This is a genomic window from Dermatophilaceae bacterium Soc4.6 (genome assembly GCA_039889245.1).
Lineage (GTDB): Bacteria > Actinomycetota > Actinomycetes > Actinomycetales > Dermatophilaceae > Lapillicoccus.
In genome coordinates, this window is the sequence record JAZGVH010000002.1 from 2,758,154 (window position 1) to 2,779,608 (window position 21,455).

Sequence of the window (21,455 nt, forward strand, 5' to 3'; positions counted from 1 at the left end):
GGCACTATGTCATGTCCTGCGACCCCGATCGCGGCCGGACCGTTTCCTCATGTCCTGTCGACAGGGACCGATGTAGTTTTTTGACGCGGCCCGAGCGCCCGTCTCCGCCCCCACTCGAGGAGTCAGCATGCCCGGATTGACCTGGACCGTGGCGCGCCGCATCGCTGCCATCACGGCCGTCGCCGTCGCCACGAGCCTGACGGTGTTCGGCGTGGGCATGACGGGTGGCGCCAAGGTCACCGTGGTCTCCGAGCGGGCCCAGGATGCGCAACGGTCCTCGGCGCTCCTCCACGCCCTCGACACCCGGTCCAGCGAGCTCAAGGTCGACGGACTGAAGGCGGTGCTGGCCCCCGATCCGGCGACCCTCAAGGTCGACGTCGTCGATGACACGGCCACGGTGACCGCGTTGCTCGGCGACCTCAGCGCGATCGCCGCCCTCGACCCGACGGGGGCGGAGCAGGTGAGGGTCAGGGACATCACCGCGGGCTTCGAGACCTACGAGGCCAGCATCGCCGCCTTCGTCGACCGCGCGGCCGCCACCGCCGACCACGGGCGGTCCACCGTCGGTGACGTCCAGGCGGCCAACGACATCCTCGACGGCTTGCTGAGCAAGCAGATCGACGCCTACACCGCTGACGCTGCGGCCCAGGTGGCCCTCCTCAAGGCGACCAACACGACGACCACGACCACCCTCATCCTCGTCGTCCTCATCGGTCTGTCCCTCCTGCTCGTGCTCTCCCTCGTGATCACCCGCAGCCTCGTGCGACCGCTGACCGCGTGCGTCGCGATGGTGCAGGCCTTCGCCGGCGGCGACCTGACGCGACGGCTGCCCGAGACGTCGACCGGCAACATCGGCGACCTGGAGAAGGCGCTGAACCAGACGATGAACGCGGTCAGCGAGATCATCGTGTCGGTTGCCGGCTCGGCCAGCTCCGTGGCGGCTGCCTCCGAGGAGCTGTCGGCCTCGGCCCAGCAGATCGCCGTCGGCGCCGAGGAGACCTCGGTGCAGGCGAACGTGGTCTCAGGGGCGGCCCAGGAGGTGTCGCGCAACGTGCAGACCCTCGCCGCAGGCGCGGAGGAGATGAACGGTGCGATCCGCGAGATCGCCCACTCGGCCAACGAGGCGGCCAGGGTGGCCGGCGACGCGGTGACCATGGTCAGCTCCACCAACGAGGCCGTCGCCAAGCTCGGCACCTCGAGCCAGGAGATCGGCGCCGTGGTCAAGGTGATCACCTCGATCGCCGAGCAGACCAACCTGCTGGCCCTCAACGCCACGATCGAGGCCGCCCGTGCGGGTGAGGCGGGCAAGGGCTTCGCCGTCGTCGCCAACGAGGTCAAGGAGCTCGCGCAGGAGACCGCCCGCGCGACCGAGGACATCGCTCGCCGGGTGGAGGCGATCCAGGCCGACACCGGGGGTGCGGTTGCCGCCATCGGTGAGATCGCCGCGATCATCACCTCGATCAACGACTACCAGCTCACCATCGCCTCGGCCGTCGAGGAGCAGACCGCCACCACCAACGAGATGTCGCGCAACGTCAACGAGGCGGCCCAGGGATCCGACGAGATCACCGCCAACATCGTCGGCGTCTCCACTGCCGCGAGCGCCACCACCTCGGCCCTGTCCCAGACCCAGGCCGTCACCGAGCAGCTGGCCCGGATGACCGCCGACCTGCGTCAGGGGATCAGCAGGTTCACCACCGCCTGATCGGCGGGGCCGCGCAGGAGTCAGTCGCTGACGAGGGTGAAGTCCTCGGGGAGCCCGTCCACCCGCACGGTCCCGTCGGCCCCGACCGCGACGGTGAGGATGGCGGGGCCCACCCGGATGCCGTGCACCGTGAGGGCACCGAAGGTCGACGGCCGGGGCGGTCGGACCGTGACCGTCCGGGCGGGGACGTCGACCGACAGGCCGAGGGCGACGGTGAGCAGGACGACTGCGGAGGCGGCCGACCACGCCTGCGGGCGGCACGAGGCGGGGTAGGGCACCGGTGCGCCGAGCACGCCGGCGTCGGAGTAGAGCTCGGGGAGCCGGTAGTCGAACGCCTCACCGGCGTCGAGCAGGCGGCGGGCCACTATCGAGGCGCCCTGGTCGTGGCCCTCGCGCCACATCCCCCAGGCGCAGATGGCTGTGTCGTGGGTCCACACGGACCCGGTGTGGTAACCCAGCGGGTTGAAGCCGCCGTTGTCGTGGGCGAAGGTGACGATGCCGTGCGCGCCGAGCATCCGGGGCTCGAGCAACGTGGCCACGACGCTCGACGCCTCCGCCGTCGTCAACGCGCCGGTGCCGAGGCAGTGACCCATGTTGGACCCCAGCCCGTCGACCGCGCGGCCCTGGCCGTCGAGCGCCAGGGCCAGCCAGCGCCCGTCGTCGGGTCCCACCCAGAAGCAGGCTCGCAGGCGTGCTGCGAGGTCGTCGGCGAACGTCTCGAGAGCGGCAGCCCGGGCCTCGTCCGAGGGGTCGGACGCGACACCCTCCTGAGCGCCGAGCGCCCGATAGAGGGAGGCTGCAGACCGCGCTGCCTCGACCGCGTACGCCTGGGCCTCGACCAGCGCGATGGGAGCCTCGGCGATCGTGCCGTCCCGCCACCTGATCGAGTCGCCGGAGTCCTTCCAGCCCTGGTTGACCAGGCCGACGCCGCTCGTGTCGACGTACTTCAGGAGACCGTCGTCGCCGGGCGCCACGTCGGTCAGCCACGTCGTGGCCGCCCGGAGGTGCGGCAGGAGCGTTCGCACCTCCTCCTGCGGCATGCCCCAGCGCCAGGCATCGTGGAGCAGGCAGATCCACAGGGCGGTGGCATCGACCGTGCCGTAGTAGACCGGCGGGAGGCTGAAGTCTGCCGAGGGGTCGACGTCGTCGGCGCGCCGCAGCTCGTGGGGGATCTTGCCGAGGTCCTCGGCCCGCGCGTCGTCGTGCTGCGTTCCCTGTCGACGGGCGAGCGCGCGCAACGTGCCAGCGGCGAGGGTGGTGCCGAAGGGGAGGGCGAGACGGGCGGCCCAGATCGAGTCGCGGCCGAAGAGCGTGAGGTACCAGGGGGTCCCGGCCGCCGCGAAGACGTCCGACGGTGCGTCCGGGTCGGTCAGCAGCAGGTGCTGGAGGTCGTCCAACGACGCGCGCACGAGCCGCGCCAGCCGCGGGTCGGACGCGTCGACGCCGACCTCGGCTCCCGTCCAGTCGACGGCCTCGGATCCGACCCCGGCGTCGAAGCCCGAGGCGCCGGTGCGCTCGACGTCGACCGAGACGACCACCTCGACCGAGCCTCCGGCCGGCACGCTCACCGGGACGACGACCCGGACCGGGCCGCCGGGGTCGGCGACCGTCTCGCCTGCGGGCTCGACGCGAAGGTGCGTACGGTGCCGCTCCGACAGCCAGGAGGCTCCCGAGCCGGTGAGGCTCACCGGCAGGGGCGACCCGCTCGCGCGGCCGGCCTTGACGACCGCGATGTCGACGCCATCGCCTGCCGCGACGACGCTGACCGTGGTCTCGACCGGGTCTGCCGCGCTGGAGGTAAGGAGCACCGACTCGATGAGCCCACCCGGCACGAGCCGCCGCCGCCGGCGCAGCTCGACCGTCGGGTCTGGTCCGGGGCTGCCCAGATGGCGCGCCGACGAGAGGAACTCGCTGCGGTCGCCGCTGCTCGCGCCACCGACCGCCACGCAGGCCTGTCCGCCCACCTCGACGACGAGCAGGGAGAGCACGCGCACGTCGTCGACGTAGAGCCCCTGAGCACCGTCACCCGTGATGTCGCCGGTTGCGGCGCTGAGCGCGGTGGTGTTGCCGTGCACGCTCACGGCCAGGTCGTGCACCCACGGCTGGCGGGGTGGTGGGGCGTGTTCTCCGGGGCTCACGGGCGCTCCTGCATGGTCACGAGTGTGTGGCATCGGGTCTCCCGGGGGGTCGGGGGTCTTGACAGGAGGACGTCTGAAGGGCCAACCTGCCGTGTGTATGAACGTTCAAATCGCCTACGCGATGCAGTATGAACGTTCCACTCGTCGAGGAGGGCGTCAAGGGTGACGACACAGCGAGGCAGTCGCGACCGAGCGCGGATCGTCGACGTCGCGCGGGCCGCCGAGGTCTCGCGCCAGACCGTGAGCAACGTCGTCAACCAGCCGCACAAGGTCGCCCCCGAGACGCTCGAGCGGGTGCGGCGCGAGATCGACCGGCTGGGCTTCCGACCCAGCCGGGCCGCCCGCACGCTGCGCCAGGAGCGTGCCGGCGCCTGGGGTCTCGAGCTGAACTCGCTCGGCGTCGGGCGGCTCGGCAGCGTGCTCGACCCCTTCCTCGTGCACCTGACGAGCAGCTCGCGCCTGCACGACTCCCACGTCGTGCCCTTCACCGCGGCCGACAACGACGACCCCATCCCGGCCTACGAGGACATGCTCGCGTCCCGCATCGCCGACGGTTTCGTCCTCACCGACACCCGCCACGGTGACCCTCGACCGCGCTGGCTGCGCGACCACGCGGTGCCCTTCGCGTCCTTCGGCCGGATCTGGGACGACCCGAGCGAGGCCAACTGGGTGGACGTCGACGGCGCCGCAGGCGTGGAGGCCGGGGTCCGGCACCTCGTCGACTCCGGATTCGACCGGGTCGGCTTCCTCGGCTGGCCCGACGGTTCCCCGGTCGGCGACGACCGCCTCGACGGGTGGGCCCGGACCGTGGCCGACCTCGGCGTCGCGCACCCTGACTGGCACGCTGCGAGCGCGCAGGACCTCGGGCCCGCGGCCGCGGCGGCCGCACCCCTCATCGACGCCATCGGGCGCGGTGGTGCGCTCGTCTGCGCGTCGGACGTCCTCGCCGTCGGCGCCTGGCAGGTGCTCCTCCAGAGGCAGTGGGCCGTCGGCGTGGACTTCGCGCTGGTCGGGTTCGACGACACCGACCTGGCGGCGTCGCTGCACCTGACCAGCGTGCGGCAGCCGCTCGCCGCCGTCGCCGACCGCGTCCTGCACCTCCTCGGCTCGTGGGGCACCGAGCCACCTCAGCCCCACGGGCTCCTGCTCACTCCCGAGCTGGTCATCCGGGCCAGCTCGTCCCCCGCGGGAGACCGCGCGACCGAAAGAGGCACGACATGACACGACGTACTGCGCGCGGGACGGCACTGCTGTCGATGACCGCCGCCGGAGCCCTGGCGCTGGGTGCCTGCGGAGGAGGGGGATTCAGCAGCAGCTCGCCCGCCCAGAACACCAGCAAGGGCCCGGTCAAGCTCAGTGTGATGATCGGCAGCTCCGGTGACGCCGAGACGACCGCGGTCAAGGCGGCCACCTCCGCGTGGGCGAGCAAGACCGGCAACACGGTCGAGGTGATCGCGGCCTCCGACCTCAACCAGCAGCTGGGGCAGGCCTTCGCGAGCACCAGCCCACCCGACGTCTTCTACACCGACGCCAGCAAGATCGGCACCTACGCCAAGGCCGGCAACCTCTTCGCCTACGGCGACCAGGTCAAGGACGCCGGCTTCATCGACTCGCTCGTGACGGCCTTCACCTACGACAACAAGTTCTACTGCGCGCCCAAGGACGTCTCGACCCTGGCGCTCGAGATCAACACCGACCTGTGGGCCAAGGCCGGCCTCACCGACGCCGACGTACCCACCGACTGGGCGGGTCTCGAGTCCGTCGCCAAGAAGCTCACCTCGGGCAAGGTCACCGGGCTGGTGATCGGCAACGACATCAACCGCAGCGGGGCCTTCATGAAGCAGGCTGGCGGGTGGGTGGTCTCACCCGAGGGCGCCTTCACCGCCACCAGCCCGGGAGCCCTGCAGGGTCTGCAGGAGGTGCAGAAGATGATGAAGGCGGGGACGCTGAAGTTCAACACGGACACCTCGCCGGCGACGGGATGGGGTGGTGAGGCGTTCGGCAAGGGCATCGGCGCCATGACCATCGAGGGCAACTGGATCGCCGGCGGTCTGAAGGACTACCCGGCGATCAAGTACAAGGTCGTCGAGCTGCCGGCCGGGCCCGCGGGCAAGGGCACCCTGCTGTTCTCCAACTGCTGGGGCATCGCGGCCAAGTCGCCCAACCAGGCCGCGGCGGTCGACCTGGTGAAGTCGCTCATCGCCACCGACCAGCAGATGGCCTTCGCCAAGGCCTTCGGTGTCATGCCGTCGACGACCGCCGGCGCGACGGCCTTCGCGACCGCCTACCCTGATTCGGCGGCGTTCGTCGCCGGGGCGTCATACGGGCAGGGGCCGGTCAACCTCGCCGGTGTCGACGACGTGATGGCCAAGTTCAACTCCGAGGTCGCAACGCTCGGCAAGGGGAGCGACCCGGCCCCGATGCTCGCCGAGCTCCAGAAGAACGGCGCCGCCGCCGTCGGCGGCTGACCTCCGTCATGACCATCCCCGTCAGGACCACGGACGTCAGGACCACCCCCGACACGGCCCCTGCACCCCGCCGCCGCTTCGGCGGGGGCGGGGGGCTGCGCGGGCACGAGACCGCCGCGGGCTGGCTCTTCATCGCCCCGATGGTGGTCATCCTCATGGTGTTCCTCGTCATCCCCATCGTCATGGCCCTGTGGGTCAGCCTCACCAGCTGGAACGGCTCGATGAACCCCTTCGGCGGTGGAGCCGGCGCCGAGTTCGTGGGGGTGAAGAACTACACCGCCCTCGTCGCGCAGGACGGTCTGACCCGGTCGAACTTCATGCAGTCGATCGGCAACACCTTCTGGTACGTGCTCCTCGTGGTGCCGCTCCAGACCGTCCTCGCCCTCGCCCTGGCCCTGCTGGTCACCAACAGGATGCTCAAGGCCAAGGGCTTCTTCCGGACGACGTTCTACTTCCCCTCGGTCACGAGCTCGATCGCCATCTCGACGGTCTTCCTCTTCCTCTTCTCCAACAGCGGGGCGGTCAACGCGTTCCTCAAGCTGCTGGGCATCGACGGCCCGCAGTGGTTCACCGACTCACGTGGTCTGGTGCACCTGCTGTTCAACGCCGTGGGGGTCGACAACCCGGCGTGGGGAGCGCACGACCTCCTCGGCCGCAGCCTGTGGGACTGGCTCTCCGGCCCGTCGGTGGCCATGTGCGTCATCATCATCCTGGTCGTCTGGACCACATCGGGCACCTTCATGCTCATGTTCATCGCGGCGCTGCAGGACCTGCCGCTGGACGTGGACGAGGCCGCCGCCCTCGACGGCACCAGTGGCTGGCAGAAGCTGCGGTTCGTCACCGTGCCCATGATCAAGCCCGCGGTCTTCCTCGTGCTGACCCTCGGCCTCATCGGCACGTGGCAGGTCTTCGACCAGATCTACGTCATGGGCAAGGGGGCGCCCTCGGGCACGACGCTCTCCCCGGCCTACCTCTCCTACCAGCAGAGCTTCGGCAACTTCAAGTACGGGTCCGGTGCCGCGATGGCCTTCGTCGTCTTCCTGATCATCGTCGTGCTGACCCGGATGCAGCGCTACGTCCTCACCGACAAGGACGAGCGGCGGTCGCTGCTGCGGCGCCGGAAGGGAGCAGGCTCGTGACCAGCCGCACGTCCCCCACCCGCCAGGCACTGCTCTACCTGGCCCTGGCCCTCTTCTCCATCCTGTTCCTCTACCCCTTCATCGTCGAGATCGTCACGTCGTTCAAGACCGACCCCGATGCCGTCAACAACCCGCTCTCGCTGATCCCCAACCCGTTCTCGTTGGCCACGTGGCAGGGCATCTTCGGCCGGGGCTCGTCGTCGCTGCCCTTCCCCACGTGGATCGGCAACTCGGTGCTGGTCGCCGTCGTGGTCACCGTCTCGCGCGTCTTCCTCGACAGCCTCGCGGGCTATGCCCTCTCGCGGCTGCGGTTCCGGGGACGCGGCTTCGTCTTCGCCGCGGTGCTCGCGGTCATGAGCGTGCCCGGCGTCGCCCTCCTCGTGCCCAAGTTCCTGATGGTCAACTATCTGGGGATCTACGACACCTACACGGCGATGATCCTGCCGCTGGTCGTCGACGCGGCCGGGGTCTTCATCATGAAGCAGTTCTTCGACTCGGTCCCGATCTCGATCGAGGAGGCCGCGCGGATGGACGGCGCGAGCATCTTCCGCACCTTCTGGTCGGTCGTCCTGCCCATGGCGAGACCGGCTCTCATCACCCTCACGATCCTGTCCTTCCAGGGGTCGTGGAACGAGTTCACCCACTTCCTCGTCGTCACCCGGGGCACGGCCGAGCACCAGACCCTGGTCACCGGGCTCGCCTCGCTCACCAGCGGCCAGCTGGGAGCGGGCACGCAGTACCCGCTCAAGCTGGGCGCCGCGCTCCTCACGACGATCCCGGTGGCCGTGCTCTTCTTCTCGCTCCAGCGCTACTTCGTGCGTGGAGCCACCGAAGGCGGCGTCAAGGGGTGACGGACCCCAGAATGGGGGCATGACCGTCCACCTGCTCACTGGCGTGAACCGCACGGTCGGCGACGCGATGGTGACGACCCCGGTGACGCACCCGCCCGAGACGACGCTCGCCGAGGCGGCGGCCTCGCTGGACAACCCCCACCGTCACCTCCTGCTCATCGTCGACGACGGTCGCCTGCTCGGCACCGTGAAGCGGGAGGACCTGGGCGGGGTCTCGGGTGCGGACGCGCTCGCGCTGACCGTCGCCCGGGACGGCCGCACAGCGCGGGCCGACGACGAGCTGGGGCCGGTGTGGGCGGCGATGACGGCGGCGGGCGAGCGGCGTCGAGCGGTCGTCGACGACGACGGCACCCTGCTGGGGCTGCTCTGCCTCAAGCGGAGCGGCACGGGGTTCTGCACCGACGAGGGTGTGCGGTCCCGATCGGCGGCGCGGGCCGGTCAGCCCGGCGTCCGCTGCGGCTGACGCCTTACCGCGAGGCCCGCCGACCCGGCACGACGGGGATGCGGCGTCCCCGCCAGGTCACCTCGCGGCGCACGGTCGTGAGCAGCGTCGACCGCGCGAAGATCAGGGTGAAGGCGAGCAGGGGCAGCGGGAAGACGGCCCACGTCCACCACCGGAAGGTGCCGACCCTGCGCAGGAGCGCCCGCAGCTGCAGGGCGATGGCCGGCCAGGCCACCGCATACAGGGCGGGGTGGGCGACGCCGGTGAGCCGGTGCCCGACCACGGTCGAGGCGAGCAGGAGGAGCGCCCCCACGGTGACGGCCCAGTGGCTGGCGACCCACAGCGCGGCGGCGAGGGCCGACCAGCGGTGGGCGGCACCGGCCCCGGAGGCGATGTTCTTGCTCCACCCCTCGAGCAGCTGACGCGGCCCGACGGGATACATCCGCATCTGTATGGAGCCTCCGCCGAGGAAGCAGCGCACGCCGAGACCGTTGCGCCAGTAGGCCGCGGCGAGACGAACGTCGTCGAGGACCTCTGCGCGCACCGCCGCATGACCGCCGGCCTGCTCGTAGTCGGCGACCGACGTGAGCAGGACGGGGCCGTAGGCCATCGGTGGGTCGGGACGCCGCCGCGAGAAGGCGCCGCTGGCGAGCACGGCCATGACGTTGAAGTAGGCCGACAGCTGCTCGTAGGGCTGTGCGGCCCGATGGCGCGGCTGCACCGATACGAGGCCGCCGTGCCGCCCCAGCAGCACCAGGAGCCCGTCGAGGGCGTCGGGGGCGAGCACCGTGTCGGCGTCGAGGAAGAGCAGGGTCGAGCCCGTGGCGGTGGTGGCGCCCCGGTGACAGGCCCAGGCCTTGCCGGTCCAGCCGGGAGCCGGCCCACCCGACTCGATGACGGTGGCCCCGGCCGCCCGGGCGATCTCGGCCGTGCCGTCGTCGGAGCCGTCGTCGACGACGACGACCTCCCGGGCGGGAGTCCGGAGCGCGGACAGTGACGCGAGCAGCAGCGGCAGGCTCGCCGCCTCGTTGCGGGCCGGGACGACGACCGAGACCGACGAGGGGAGTCGGCCGGCGGCCTCGCCGCTGCCGCCGACTGGGCCCGCTCCGGTGTCACGGGGGACATCCTGCGCGTCCGCGACCAGGAGGTGGGCGACGAGCCCGGCCAGCAGCAGGAGGGCCAGCAGGAGCAGGGTGCTCACGTCCGGGGGGCGGCCTGCGAGGTGCCGGGAGCAACGGGGGTCACGCGCAGTCGCATGCCGCCCTGGGGGTGGACGGCGACCAGGGTCTGCGCGTGGGGGCGTGACCAGCCGGGGGTGGTGGTGACCCGGTGGTCGGCGAGCAGCTCGCTGAGCACGACGGTCATCTCGCCGAGCGCGAACTCGCGGCCGATGCACAGGCGCGGGCCGAGCCCGAAGGGCAGGTAGTCAGACCGGGCCCGGGTCGCGGTGCCGTCGAGGAACCGCTCGGGGCGGAACTGCTCGGCCTGCGGCCACGACTCCTCGCGCCGGTGCAGCAGCCAGGGGCTGATGATCACGGTGGTGCCGGCGGGCACGGGGATCCCGCCGATCAGGTCGGGCTCCGACGAGCGACGCGAGACCACCCAGGCCGGGGGGAAGAGGCGCAGCGACTCGTCGACCACGGCGCGGGTCCACGGCAGGTCGGCGGCGGCCGCGACCAGGGACGTCGTCGTTCCCCGCGCACGCGCCTCCGCCCGCAGGCGGTCCTGCGCCGACTGGTCCTCGGCGAGCAGCATGACGGTCCAGGACAGGGCGGCGGCGACGGTCTCGTGCCCGGCCACGACCATGGTGACGAGCTCGTCGCGGATCTCCTTGTCGCTGAGGCCGCCGTCGAGCAGGAGCCCCAGCAGGTCGTTGCCGTGCGAGCCCTCGCCGTGCGCGCGACGAGAGTCGATCAGGTCGTGGCACAGGGCGTCGAGGCGACGGGCGGTCGCGCGCAGCCGCAGGTTCATCGGGGTCGGCAGCCACGGTGGGACGGGCACGATGGAGCGTCCCAGCGCCACGATCAGCTTGGCGGCCTTGCTGGTCGCGTCGAGCAGGTCGTGGGCTCGGTCGGAGAGGTCGGCGGAGAAGAGCGTGCGCCCCACGACGTCGAGCGCGATCCGCATCGAGACCTGCGAGAGGTCGACGACCTCACCCTCGGGCGGGAGATGCGACCAGCTGGCCGTGGCGGCCCGCGCTGCGGCCCGCACCTCGTCGGTGGCGTCGTCGAGGCGGCGGTGGTGGAAGGCGGGGGCGGCGACGCGTCGGTGCTCGATCCAGCTGGGGTCGCTGGAGGCGAGCAGGCCCGGGCCGGTGACCCGGCCGAGCGCGGCATACTGCACCGTCTCCTTGCCCCAGTGGCGGGCGCCGGTCTGCAGCACCTGGCGCACGTCGGCGGGGTCGTTGAGCAGGAGCACCGGCGGCCCCGGCACCGGGTAGGCCGCGAGGTCGCCGTACTGGCGCTGGGTCGAGCCGAGGAAGGCGAGCGGGTCGGCGCGGACGGCCGTGAAGGCGCGCATCATGTCGCGGGGGGTGGGGCCGGGCACCCCGATGTCGGTCGGTTTGTGCGGGCTCGGACGCGTCTCGGTGCTCACGCGCGGACCGCCGGGTCGCGCACCGGCTGCTGGCGGGGGAGCGGCGTCGGCAGGGGACCGGTCGAGGTGTCTCCGCGGACGGCCTTGATCAGGATCTCGGCGCTGATCAGGCACATCGGCAGACCGATGCCCGGCAGCGTGCTGTGACCGGCGTAGTAGAGCCCGGCGACCTTGCGCGAGACGTTGCGACCACGCAGGAACGCGCTCTGTCGGGCGGTGTGGCCGAGGCCGAGGGCGCCCCCCGACCAGGCGTTGACGTCGGTGACGAAGTCGCCGGGGCCGATCGTGCGACGCACGACGACGCGCTCGGCGAGGTCGGGGATGTGTGCCCAGGAAGCGATCTGGGCGATGGCGGCGTCGGCGATGGCCTCCACCTGCGGGTCGCCCGCGCCGTCGACGCCGCCCGAGCCGATGCGGGGGTCCGCCGGCACGGGCACGAGCACGAAGAGGTTCTGGGTGCCCGGTGGGGCGACGGTGGCGTCGGTCGCCGACGGGCGGCAGACGTAGAGCGAGGCGGGGTCGGGCACGCGAGAGGGCGACCCGAGCACGGCGTCGAAGTTCTCGCTCCAGTCGGTCGTGAAGAACAGGGAGTGGTGCTCGAGGGTGGGCAGGGCGCCCTTGACGCCGAGCAGCACCAGGACCGCGCCGGGGCCCGAGTCCTTGCTGCGCCACCACTTCTCGGGATAGGTACGCAGGGCCGAGGGCAGCATCCGGGTCTCGATGTGGTGCAGGTCGGCGGCACCGACCACGAGGTCGGCCTCGACGAGCCGCTCGGTCGCGTCGGTCGCATCGGTGTCGCCGACGCGCACCGCGCTGACCCTGGCCGGGCGGCGGTCGCCGGCGAGCGACCACGGCCGTCGCCAGGACGAGGCCGCAGAGGCCTGCACCGGCTCGGTGACGATCTCGGTGACCGTGGCGTTGGTGCGCACCCGCACACCCTCGGCCTCGGCCAGGCGGGTCAGCGACGCGACCACCTCGGTGAGCCCGCCCCGGGGGTAGAGCACCCCGTCGTCGAGGTCGAGGTGGCTCATCAGGTGGTACATGCTCGGTGCGCGGTCGGGCGAGGTGCCGAGGAAGACGGCGGGGTAGCCTAGCACCTGGGCCAGGCGGTTGTCGCGGAACGAGCGCGCGATGAAGCGGTCGAGCGGCTGCACCAGCAGGCGTACGAGGCGGGCGGCGTTGCGCAGCACGTCGGGTCGCAGCAGCGGGAGCAGCGACTGGTAGGTGGTGTAGAGGAAGCGGTCGACCGCGAGGTCGTAGACCTCCTTCGCCGAGACCAGGTAGGCGTCGAGGCGGGCACCGGCTCCGGGCTCGAGCTGCTCGAAGAGCCTGATCGCGTCGGCCCGGTCGGAGCGCACGTCGACCGGCTCGGGGGTGTCCTCGTAGAAGACGCGGTAGGCGGGGTCGAGGCGCACGAGGTCGAGCTGCTCGGCGGCGCTCGTGCCCACCAGCTCGTAGAAGTGCTCGAAGACCTGCGGCATGAGATACCACGACGGGCCGGTGTCGAAGCGGAAGCCGTCGTGGCTCCAGGTGCCGGCGCGACCACCGAGGGCGGCGTTCTTCTCCAGGACCTCGACGTCGTAGCCCTCGCGGGCGAGGAGGATCGAGGACGCCAACCCGGCGACCCCACCGCCGATGACCACGGCGCGTCTGCTGCTCATGACTGCTTCCTTCGGGTGCTTCGGGTGCTGCGGGCTTGTCGGGTGTCTCGGGCCATCGCCGCGAGGGCGATGCGGGCCTTGGTCGGGCCGGGCACCCGGACGCGCGTCCGGCGGATGGAGGCGGTGGGCGTGGCCCGCAGCCGCACGGCGAGCTCGGTGAACAGCGCCTGCGCGGCCATGACGGCGCGGCGGCTGTCGGGCGGCAGGCCACGGGCGGCCACCGCGGCGGCGGCGAGGTCGTCGTCGATGTCGTCGAGGATGCGGTGCTTGTCGGCCTCGGTGAGGTGGTCGGGGTCGACCCCGGGAAAGTAGGCCCGACCCCGGTCGTCGACGTCGTCGGCGAGGTCGCGCAGGAAGTTGACCTTCTGGAAGGCGGCGCCGAGCCGGCGCGCTCCAGGGGCCAGGTCGTCATACGCACCGGGGGTGTCGCTGACGAAGATGCGCAAGCACATCAGGCCCACGACCTCGGCCGACCCGTAGACGTAGCGCTCGAAGCTGAGGGGGTCGTGGTCGTGGACGCTGAGGTCGGCCCGCATGGAGTCGAAGAACGGCGTGACGAGGTCGGCGCCGATGCCGCAGGCGCGGGCGGTCGACGCGAAGGCGTGCACCACCAGGTTGCTGCTGTAGCCGTCGCGCATCGCCTCGGCCGTCTCCTGCTCGAGGCGGTCGAGCACCACCCCCGCGCGGATCGGGTCGTGCACCCCGATGGGGCCGTCGACGACCTCGTCGGCCAGGCGGACCAGGGCGTAGACGTTGTGCACGCGCTGCCGGGTGGGCTGGCGCAGCAGGCGGCAGGCGAGCCCGAAGGACGACGAGTAGTGCGTGATCACCGTGACCGCGGCCGCGTCGGCGACGCGGTCGTAGAGCTCGGTGTCGTCGGCCACGAGACCTCCGGTCGGCTGGGCATGGAAGATGACCGAGGTCGTCCTCGGCCCTTCGATTTTGTCACGGCGGACGATCGCCGGTCTCGCCGGACCGGTTACAGTCACGCGGGTGTCCGGGCAGCCGCTGAGCCGTCGTCACCACCTGGGCACCGGGGTCGTCCTGGTGCTCGTGGGTGGGGTGCTCGGCACCCTCGCGCGCTACGGGGTCGAGTCGCTCCTGCCGCCGAGGTCGGGCTGGCCGTGGGGCACCCTCACCGCCAACGTGACCGGGGCCTTCGCCCTGGGCGTGCTGCTCGAGACCCTCGCCCAGCGAGGACCGGAGTCGCGGGTCGGGCGGCGCGTGCGGCTCTTCGCCGGCACCGGTGCGCTCGGTGGCTACACCACCTACAGCACGTATGCCGTCGAGACCGATCGGCTCCTCGCGGGCGGAGACGGCTTCCTCGCCGCTGCCTACGTCGGGCTGACCCTGCTCGCTGGGCTCGGCGCTGCGGCTGCGGGCGTGTGGCTGGCGGCCGGTCGGCGGGTCGTGGCGCAGGGGCGCGAGCCGGTCGACCCCGACACCGACCTCGGCGACGGCGGGGGCGGCTGATGGTGCTCGCCGTGCTCATCGGGCTGGGAGGAGGGCTGGGCGCCGCCAGTCGTTTCCTGGTCGACGACCTCGTCACGCGGCGCCGGGCCCGGGCCGGCCGGGTCGGCGGCGTGTGGGCACTACCGTGGGCGACCATCATCATCAACGTGAGCGGGTCGCTGCTCCTCGGGCTGCTGACCGGGCTCACCGCCGCCCGGGTGCTGGGCGGAGACCTCGCGGCGATCGCCGGCACCGGCTTCTGCGGTGGCTTCACGACCTTCAGCACGGCGACGGTGGAGACGCTGCGGCTGGCGCAGCGCCGCGAGTCGCCGCTCGCCGCGCTCAACGCGATCGGGACGACGGCCCTCGCTCTGGTCGCCGCGGGCCTCGGCTGGTGGGCCGCGGCAGCGCTGTCGCCCTGAGCCCCGCCTCTCGACGGGCGCGAGCCGGTGGATCCGCCCGACCGGTGACCAGCCGGCGCGGGGCAAGAAAGTCGGCGTTGCTCGACCAGTACGTCGGTCGCCGTCTTCAGCGAGGTCGACCGGTCGTCCCCCCACGTGCGGATGGCCGACACAGCCCTGCCGATCGGCCCCGCGCCGGCACGCGACAGCTACCTGCGCGTCGACGCCGTCCTCGCTGTGGCGGCCGACTCGGGCGCTGGAGCCATCCACCCCGACCTGTTGCGGTGAGCGCCGGACATTCCGGTCTCAAGAGGCTGCGAACGCGGCTGTCACCGCAACGAGTGGGGTATGAAGAGAGGGGCTGGGGGGGCTCGCTCGTTGCTCGCGCCTCACCTCTAGGAGAACCCATGCCCGGCGTACGACGTGTCGTCCTGCTCACCCTCGGCTGGGAGGAGCTGCCCAAGTCGGTCTCGGTCTACGGCGCGAGCGCTGACATCGTCATGCGTGAGCCCGTGCCCTCGGTGCTGCTCGACACCGACGCGGGGTGGCTGATGCTCGACACCGGCTTCAACACCGCGCTGATCCGCGACCCCTGGCTGCACGCGAGATATCACGACGTGCCCGGCTACACCGCGATCCTGCCGGGGCCGGGGGAGCCGATCGAGGAGGCGCTCGACAAGGCCGGCATCCCCTTCGACGGCGTCAAAGCCGTTGCCCTCAGCCACTTCCACGTCGACCACGCCGGCGGGCTCAAGCTCTTCGCCGGCCGGGTGCCGGTGCACGCGCAGGCGCGCGAGCACACGTTCGGGTTGTCGGGTGACCCCTCCGTCGAGGCGCACGCGATCCACCGGGTCGACTTCGACGACCCGCGCATCGACTGGCGGCTGGCCGACGGCGACGCCGAGATCGCGACCGGGGTCACGGCGATCTCCACGCCGGGCCACACTCCGGGGCACCAGAGCTTCGTCGTGGAGATCGACGAGTCGGTCGGCGGCGGCGGCTTCGTCTTCGCCTTCGACGCGGCCGACCTCACGGAGAACATCGACGGCGAGCTGGCCATCGGTGGCTACATCGGCGTGACCCCCGAGGAGACGATCGAGCCGATCCGGCGGCTGAAGTCGATCGCTGCGGCCAAGGGCTACCCGCTGGTGCCGGGCCACGACCCGGTGGTCTGGCCGGCTCTCACCGAAGAGCTGGCCACCCGCTTCACGCCGTGACTTCCGCTGGTTGCGTCAGATGCGCTCTTTCTGCCGGTGGACAGGGCACAGACGGGCACTCCCGGCGCAACAAGTGGACGGGGGTGGTGTCGGCGAGCGACTGCCTACTGTCGGAAGAAGGTGCAGGGGAGGCCCCCGTGACGGAAGGTCCACGTGTCGTACCCGCGACGGGGTCCGGTAGGGTACTCCGCTCGTTGTCGATGAAACTTTGGGCGTAGGGCCTTCGACGCCACAGCCTTCGGTGTCTGTGGGGCTTTGGATACCAAACGCAGCCGGATGCCGTTGACGAGGCCCTCGGCGGAATGCAACGATACCCATTGACATCAAACCAAGTCCAAGGGAGGCCTGACGCGTGACCGGCTCGCAGGTCGTCGTGGGCCTCGACGTCGGCACGACGTCGGCCAAGGCCCTGGTGATGTCGACCGACGGGCTGGAGCTGGCGGTCGGTCGTGCCCCGACGCTCTGGCACCAGACGCGCGACGGTGTCGAGGCCGACCCCGACACCATCGCCGCAGCCGCCGAGCAGGCCCTCGGCGAGGCGCTGTCCGCCGTGCCCGGGGCGCAGGTGCTCGCCATCGGCGTGGCCAGCATGGCCGAGTCGGGCGTGCTGGTCGACGCTGCTGACCGCCCCTTGGCGCCGGTCATCGCCTGGCACGACGCGAGGGACGCCGACCTGCTGACCCAGCTGACGCACGAGATCGGCGGTGAGCGGTTCTCGACCCGCACGGGCCTGCCGCTGTGGACGCAGTGGAGCCTGACGAAGCACCGCTGGCTGGTCGACCACCACGAGCCGGCCCGTGGTGCCGTGCGCCGCTACAACATCGCCGAGTGGGTCGTGCGACGACTCGGCGGTGACGCCGCGACCGAGCTGTCCCTCGCCTCCCGCACGGGGTGGCTGGACCTGGCCTCCGGGCAGCCGTGGGACGAGACGCTGGAGTGGTCGCAGGCCCCCCGCGCGATGCTCGGCGACCTGCGGACGGCCGGCTCCTCGTGGGGGGCCGTCCCGGCCGACCACCCGTTGGTCTCCGCGCGCGGCGCCACCCTGACGGTCGCCGGGCACGACCACCAGGCGGCCGTCGTCGGGGCTGGAGCCCATGGCGCGGGCGACGAGCTCGACTCGTGCGGCACGGCTGAGGCGCTGGTGCGCACGATCCCGACAGGCCTGCCGAGCAGCGCCGTGGCGGCCCTCGCCACAGCCGGAGTGACCGTCGGGTGGCACGCCGTGCGCGACCGCTGGTGCGTTCTCGGCGCCACCCAGGGGGGTCTGGTGCTGCAGCAGGTGCTCGCTGACCTCGGCCTGCGCACCGAGGACCTGCCGGCACTCGACGCCGAGGCGCTGGCCGCCCTCCCCGGAGCCGCTCACCTGACGGTCTCGGACGACGGGCACGCCGTCACCGCCACCGGATCGGTCAGACCCGCCGACCGATGGCGCGCTGCCACGGAGGCGGTGACCGCCCAGGCCGCCCGGCTCAGCGAGCAGATCAGCACGGCCACCGGACCGCGGGCCAACCTCGTGGTCACCGGCGGCTGGTCCCACAGCACCGCCCTCATGGCGGCCAAGACCGCGGCGCTCGGAGCCCTCGCCCGCAGCGGCGCGACCGAGGCCGGCGCGCGCGGTGCGGCCCTCCTCGCCGGCCTCGCCCACGGCACCTACGCCTCCTACGACGACCTGCCCAGCGCCCCGCTCTGGCCGCTCGCCACCACCACCTGACTCGACTCCCCGGAAGGTTCCCTCGTATGCCGCTGGTCACCACCGCCTCCCTCGTCGAGCGAGCGCGCGCCGGGCACCACGGCGTCGCCGCGTTCAACGTGATCACCCTCGAGCACGCCGAGGCGATCGCCGAGGGCGCCGACACGGCTGGTGCTGGCGTGATCCTCCAGGTCAGCGAGAACGCCGTGCGCTACCACGGAGGGCGGGTCCGTCCGCTGGCCGCGGCCCTCTGCGCGCTGGCCGAGGAGTCGGCGGCACCCCTCTCGCTGCACCTCGACCACGTCCAGGACCTCGACCTGCTGCGCCAGGCGGCCGTCGCCGGGGCCAGCTCGGTCATGGTGGACGCCTCTCGCCTCGACTACGCCTCCAACGTCGCGGCCACCCGCGAGGCTGCGGCCTGGGCGCACGATCACGGCCTGTGGATCGAGGCCGAGCTCGGCGAGATCGGGGGCAAGGACGGCGCCCACGCGCCGGGGGTGCGCACCGACCCTGACGACGCGGCCGACTTCGTCGCCGCCACCGGGGTCGACGGCCTGGCGGTCGCCGTGGGCAGCTCGCACGCGATGGTCGACCGCACCGCCGGTCTCGACCTCGACCTGGTCGCGGCCCTGGCCGGGCGCATCGGGCCACCGCTGGTGCTGCACGGGTCGTCGGGGGTGCCCGACGCCACCTTGGCCGCGGCCGTGGTGGCGGGCATCGTCAAGGTCAACATCGGCACGATCCTCAACGTCGCCTTCACCGCTGCCGTGCGCGAGCGGCTGGCGTCGGAGCCGACGCTCACCGACCCCCGCCGCTACCTCGGGCCGGCGCGCTCGGCCGTCGCCGACACGGTGACGGCGCTGCTCGCGGTGGTCGGCCCGGCGGGCGGCCGGCCGTGATCGTCACCGTCACCGCCAACCCGGGGCTCGACCTCACCTACATCCTGCCGCCCCGCACCCACGGCACCCACGGCACCCACGACACCGACGACACCGAGGTGCACCGGGCCAGCTCGACGACTCTCGAGGCCAGCGGCAAGGGCGTCAACGTCTCGCGCGCGCTCGCCGGCGTCGCGGTCGCCACGTGCGCCGTCCTCCCGGTCGCGGGCGGCACCGGCCGTCACCTGCGCGAGCTGCTCGACGCCGCCGGCGTCTCGTGCCGCACCGTCGCGCAGCGGGGGGAGACCCGGGTCAACACGACCGCGCTGCGCCCCGGGGGCGAGACCCTCAAGCTCAACGGCCCCGGGGCAGCGTTGTCGGCGCAGGAGCTGGCCGACCTCCTCGCTGCCACCGAGGCGGCCCTCCAGCTCGCCGAGGCCCCCGGGCTCTGGCTCGCCGTCTGCGGCTCGCTCCCGCCCGGTATGGAGCCCTCTGCCGTGGCGGATCTCGTCGCGCTGGGGCACCGACACGGCGCTCGGGTCGCGGTCGACGCGTCTGGCCCCGCCCTCGCGGCAGCACTCGAGGCCGGCGCAGACCTGTTGGCGCCCAACCAGATCGAGCTCGGCGACCTCGTCCCCGAGGGGGGGCTCGGGACACGGTCGCAGCCGGCGTCCGTGCTGGGGCAGATCGCCCGCGACCTGGCGCGCCCCAGCGGCGCCGAGCTGCTCGTCAGCCTCGGTCGTGACGGCGCACTCTGGACCGACGGGCGCCAGGTGCTGCACGGGTGGGGCCCGGTGCTGACCCCGGTCAACACCGCAGGTGCCGGTGACGCGCTGCTCGCGGGGTGGCTGGTCGACGCGCCGACGCCGCGCGACCGGCTGGCGCGCGCCGTCGCCTGGGGCCGGTCGGCCTGCCTCGCCCCGACCACCGTCGACCCGCACCCCGGCCGGCTCGGCGTCGACGGCATCAGCGTCGTGCCCCTCACCGTCCCCTGAAAGGTCAGCCATGTCATCCATCACCCGTGTCATCGTCACCGCCGAGCACGAGGTCACCCTGACCACGGTCGAGGCGCCGCGCCCCCTGCTCGGGGAAGCCCTCGTGCGGTCGGTCCTGTCGGGCGTCTGCGGCTCCGACACCCACGCGCAGCACGGCCGTCACCCGCACATCGCCCTCCCCTACGCCCCGGGTCACGAGGTCGTCGGGGTCGTCGAGGAGCTGGGCGAGGACGTCACCGAGGTCGCCGTCGGCGACCGGGTGACGGTCGAGCCGACCCTGCCCTGCTGGCAGTGCAAGCAGTGCCTCGCCGGCCGGCAGAACCTCTGCGAGCGACTCACGTTCTTTGGCTGCGGCTACGCCCAGGGCGGGATGGCGCAGCTTTTCACCGTGCCCGCAAACCGTCTGCATCGCATCCCCGACGAGATGGACGACGTCACCGCCAGCCTCGTCGAGCCGCTGTCGACCCCCGTCCACGCGGTGCGTCTCGCCGGGCCGGTGGCGGGCCGGACGGTGGCCATCCTCGGCGCCGGGACGATCGGGCTGCTGGTGCTCGCCGTCGTGCGCAGCCAGGGCGCCGCCCGGGTGGTCGTCTCCGACGTGCTCGAGAGCAAGCGCGAGCGGGCCCTGCGACTCGGCGCCGACGTCGTCGTCGACGCGGCTGCGCCCGACGTCGTCGCCCAGGTGCGGTCGGCCCTCGGTGAGAGCGCCGACGTGGTCTTCGACTGCGTGGCGATCCAGTCGACCGTCGACCAGGCCGTCGACCTGGCCCGCAAGGCCGGCACGGTCGTGATCGTCGGGGTCCCGTCCGAGCCGGTCACCCTCGACCTGCCGGTGGTGCAGGACGAGCAGGTGCGGGTGCAGGGTGCCGCGACCTATCTGCCGGAGGACTACGCCGCGAGCATCGAGATGCTGCTCTCGGGGGCCGTGCGCAGTGACGACATCGTCACCGCCACCTTCCCCCTCGAGCAGGTCGCTGAGGCCTTCGCCGCGTCGACCAGCGGCGACCAGGTCAAGGTGCTCGTCCGACTATGACCCCCCGACAGGGCTCGGGGACCGACCTGCAGCACGCCACCCAGCGCCACGAGGCGATCCTGCGGCGGCTGCGTGGTGACGGGCAGCTGCGCGCCCTGGAGGTCGCCCGCGACCTCGGCGTGACCCACGAGACCGTGCGCAAGGACCTGCTCCACCTGGAGGGCCGCGGGCTGCTGCGGCGGGTGCACGGTGGGGCGCTGCCCGTCGAGCCGATGTCCTTCGAGCCGGCCGTCACCGCGCGCACGAGCGAGGCGGCGCAGAAGCGACGCATCGCCGTGGCCGCCGCCACCCTCGTCCCGACGGAGGGCGCCATCCTCGTCGACGCGGGCTCGACCACCGCGGCCCTCGTCGAGCAGCTGCCCCCCACCGCGACGCTCACAGTCATCACCAACGCGCTTCCGATCGCCCTGGCGCTCCTGGGTCGGCCGCGGATCACGGTGCACACACTGGGCGGCCGGGTGCGCGCCACCACCCTCGCCGAGGTGGACCACTGGGCGCTGCGCTCCCTGTCGGAGGTGCGGGTCGACGTCGCTTTCCTGGGAACCAATGCCCTCTCGGTCGAGCACGGCCTGTCGACGCCCGACGCGTCGGAGGCTGCGGTGAAGGCCGCGATGCTGCGCACCGCCGCCCGCACGGTGCTTCTCGCCGACCACACCAAGCTCGGTCGGGTCTCGGTCTTCACGTATGCCGAGGTGGGCGCGATCGACGTGCTCGTCACCGACACCGGAACGACCCCCAAGCAGGCCAGGGAGATCGAGCGGCTGGGCGTCGAGGTCCTCAGGGTCTAGGT

At 72.4% G+C, this 21,455-nt stretch carries 19 protein-coding genes and 1 pseudogene; 15 read left to right on the plus strand and 5 right to left on the minus strand.

The window, feature by feature from the left end; genetic code table 11:
* Window positions 1-127: 127 nt before the first annotated feature.
* Window positions 128-1,705 (plus strand): methyl-accepting chemotaxis protein, encoded by a 1,578-nt coding sequence (locus V3N99_12820; GenBank protein ID MEO3937625.1) that lies wholly within the window; start codon window positions 128-130, stop codon window positions 1,703-1,705.
* A 20-nt stretch (window positions 1,706-1,725) separates the two neighbouring features.
* On the opposite strand, the gene V3N99_12825 is transcribed toward V3N99_12820, so the two are convergent.
* Entirely contained in the window at window positions 1,726-3,843 is a 2,118-nt protein-coding gene (locus V3N99_12825) for a glycogen debranching N-terminal domain-containing protein (GenBank protein ID MEO3937626.1), read from the minus strand.
* Between the two features lie 162 nt (window positions 3,844-4,005).
* Here V3N99_12825 and V3N99_12830 point away from each other — a divergent pair, with 162 nt between their 5' ends.
* From V3N99_12830 to V3N99_12850, 5 genes are read left to right on the plus strand one after another with little or no spacing between them, the layout of a single operon-like run.
* Entirely contained in the window at window positions 4,006-5,064 is a 1,059-nt protein-coding gene (locus V3N99_12830) for a substrate-binding domain-containing protein (protein MEO3937627.1), read from the plus strand.
* Complete coding sequence (locus V3N99_12835; GenBank protein ID MEO3937628.1) at window positions 5,061-6,311, plus strand: extracellular solute-binding protein; 1,251 nt, start codon at window positions 5,061-5,063, stop codon at window positions 6,309-6,311. Before V3N99_12830 ends, V3N99_12835 begins: the two co-directional genes overlap by 4 nt.
* An 8-nt stretch (window positions 6,312-6,319) precedes the next feature.
* The gene (locus V3N99_12840) at window positions 6,320-7,450 is read left to right on the plus strand and encodes a sugar ABC transporter permease (protein ID MEO3937629.1); all 1,131 of its coding nucleotides are present in this window, start codon (window positions 6,320-6,322) and stop codon (window positions 7,448-7,450) included.
* Window positions 7,447-8,301 carry a carbohydrate ABC transporter permease gene (locus V3N99_12845; protein MEO3937630.1) on the plus strand — a complete coding sequence of 285 codons (855 nt, stop codon included), beginning with the start codon at window positions 7,447-7,449 and terminating at the stop codon, window positions 8,299-8,301. Before V3N99_12840 ends, V3N99_12845 begins: the two co-directional genes overlap by 4 nt.
* A gap of 19 nt (window positions 8,302-8,320) precedes the next feature.
* A complete protein-coding gene (locus tag V3N99_12850) occupies window positions 8,321-8,764 on the plus strand; it encodes a CBS domain-containing protein (GenBank protein ID MEO3937631.1) in 444 nt (147 codons plus the stop codon).
* Between the two features lie 4 nt (window positions 8,765-8,768).
* Here V3N99_12850 and V3N99_12855 read toward each other — a convergent pair whose 3' ends face one another.
* From V3N99_12855 to V3N99_12870, 4 genes are read right to left on the minus strand one after another with little or no spacing between them, the layout of a single operon-like run.
* Entirely contained in the window at window positions 8,769-9,944 is a 1,176-nt protein-coding gene (locus tag V3N99_12855; protein ID MEO3937632.1) for a glycosyltransferase, read from the minus strand.
* Window positions 9,941-11,338 carry a cytochrome P450 gene (locus tag V3N99_12860; GenBank protein MEO3937633.1) on the minus strand — a complete coding sequence of 466 codons (1,398 nt, stop codon included), beginning with the start codon at window positions 11,336-11,338 and terminating at the stop codon, window positions 9,941-9,943. The genes V3N99_12855 and V3N99_12860 overlap by 4 nt, the downstream gene beginning before the upstream one ends.
* Window positions 11,335-12,999, minus strand: a complete 1,665-nt coding sequence (gene crtI, locus V3N99_12865; protein MEO3937634.1) for a phytoene desaturase family protein — start codon at window positions 12,997-12,999, stop codon at window positions 11,335-11,337. Before crtI ends, V3N99_12860 begins: the two co-directional genes overlap by 4 nt.
* The gene (locus V3N99_12870) at window positions 12,996-13,883 is read right to left on the minus strand and encodes a squalene/phytoene synthase family protein (GenBank protein ID MEO3937635.1); all 888 of its coding nucleotides are present in this window, start codon (window positions 13,881-13,883) and stop codon (window positions 12,996-12,998) included. The genes crtI and V3N99_12870 overlap by 4 nt, the downstream gene beginning before the upstream one ends.
* A gap of 109 nt (window positions 13,884-13,992) precedes the next feature.
* Here V3N99_12870 and V3N99_12875 point away from each other — a divergent pair, with 109 nt between their 5' ends.
* The 9 genes and pseudogenes from V3N99_12875 (at window position 13,993) to V3N99_12915 (ending at window position 21,453) form a co-directional block, all read left to right on the plus strand.
* Window positions 13,993-14,472, plus strand: coding sequence for a CrcB family protein (locus tag V3N99_12875; protein ID MEO3937636.1), 480 nt, complete (start codon window positions 13,993-13,995; stop codon window positions 14,470-14,472).
* Entirely contained in the window at window positions 14,472-14,873 is a 402-nt protein-coding gene (locus tag V3N99_12880) for a CrcB family protein (GenBank protein MEO3937637.1), read from the plus strand. Before V3N99_12875 ends, V3N99_12880 begins: the two co-directional genes overlap by 1 nt.
* 99 nt (window positions 14,874-14,972) lie before the next feature.
* Window positions 14,973-15,140, plus strand: a pseudogene (locus V3N99_12885) (biotin carboxylase N-terminal domain-containing protein).
* A 119-nt stretch (window positions 15,141-15,259) separates the two neighbouring features.
* Window positions 15,260-16,069, plus strand: coding sequence for an N-acyl homoserine lactonase family protein (locus V3N99_12890; GenBank protein MEO3937638.1), 810 nt, complete (start codon window positions 15,260-15,262; stop codon window positions 16,067-16,069).
* A 352-nt stretch (window positions 16,070-16,421) separates the two neighbouring features.
* Window positions 16,422-17,780, plus strand: a complete 1,359-nt coding sequence (locus tag V3N99_12895; GenBank protein MEO3937639.1) for an FGGY family carbohydrate kinase — start codon at window positions 16,422-16,424, stop codon at window positions 17,778-17,780.
* Between the two features lie 26 nt (window positions 17,781-17,806).
* Window positions 17,807-18,658: a class II fructose-bisphosphate aldolase gene (locus V3N99_12900; protein MEO3937640.1), complete on the plus strand. Its 852-nt coding sequence runs from the start codon at window positions 17,807-17,809 to the stop codon at window positions 18,656-18,658.
* Window positions 18,655-19,632: a PfkB family carbohydrate kinase gene (locus V3N99_12905; protein MEO3937641.1), complete on the plus strand. Its 978-nt coding sequence runs from the start codon at window positions 18,655-18,657 to the stop codon at window positions 19,630-19,632. Before V3N99_12900 ends, V3N99_12905 begins: the two co-directional genes overlap by 4 nt.
* Before the next feature lie 10 nt (window positions 19,633-19,642).
* Window positions 19,643-20,665: an alcohol dehydrogenase catalytic domain-containing protein gene (locus V3N99_12910; protein MEO3937642.1), complete on the plus strand. Its 1,023-nt coding sequence runs from the start codon at window positions 19,643-19,645 to the stop codon at window positions 20,663-20,665.
* Window positions 20,662-21,453: a DeoR/GlpR family DNA-binding transcription regulator gene (locus tag V3N99_12915; GenBank protein MEO3937643.1), complete on the plus strand. Its 792-nt coding sequence runs from the start codon at window positions 20,662-20,664 to the stop codon at window positions 21,451-21,453. The genes V3N99_12910 and V3N99_12915 overlap by 4 nt, the downstream gene beginning before the upstream one ends.
* The last annotated feature ends 2 nt before the right edge of the window (window positions 21,454-21,455 follow it).

Bases quoted from the DNA above. Each gene is read 5' to 3' on its own strand.
- V3N99_12820 (MEO3937625.1), top strand. From the start codon at position 128: ATGCCCGGATTGACCTGGACCGTGGCGCGCCGCATCGCTGCCATCACG.
- V3N99_12835 (MEO3937628.1), top strand. From the start codon at position 5,061: ATGACACGACGTACTGCGCGCGGGACGGCACTGCTGTCGATGACCGCC.
- V3N99_12840 (MEO3937629.1), top strand. From the start codon at position 6,320: ATGACCATCCCCGTCAGGACCACGGACGTCAGGACCACCCCCGACACG.
- V3N99_12850 (MEO3937631.1), top strand. From the start codon at position 8,321: ATGACCGTCCACCTGCTCACTGGCGTGAACCGCACGGTCGGCGACGCG.
- crtI (MEO3937634.1), bottom strand. From the start codon at position 12,999: ATGAGCAGCAGACGCGCCGTGGTCATCGGCGGTGGGGTCGCCGGGTTG.
- V3N99_12880 (MEO3937637.1), top strand. From the start codon at position 14,472: ATGGTGCTCGCCGTGCTCATCGGGCTGGGAGGAGGGCTGGGCGCCGCC.
- V3N99_12890 (MEO3937638.1), top strand. From the start codon at position 15,260: ATGCCCGGCGTACGACGTGTCGTCCTGCTCACCCTCGGCTGGGAGGAG.
- V3N99_12900 (MEO3937640.1), top strand. From the start codon at position 17,807: ATGCCGCTGGTCACCACCGCCTCCCTCGTCGAGCGAGCGCGCGCCGGG.
- V3N99_12910 (MEO3937642.1), top strand. From the start codon at position 19,643: ATGTCATCCATCACCCGTGTCATCGTCACCGCCGAGCACGAGGTCACC.
- V3N99_12915 (MEO3937643.1), top strand. From the start codon at position 20,662: ATGACCCCCCGACAGGGCTCGGGGACCGACCTGCAGCACGCCACCCAG.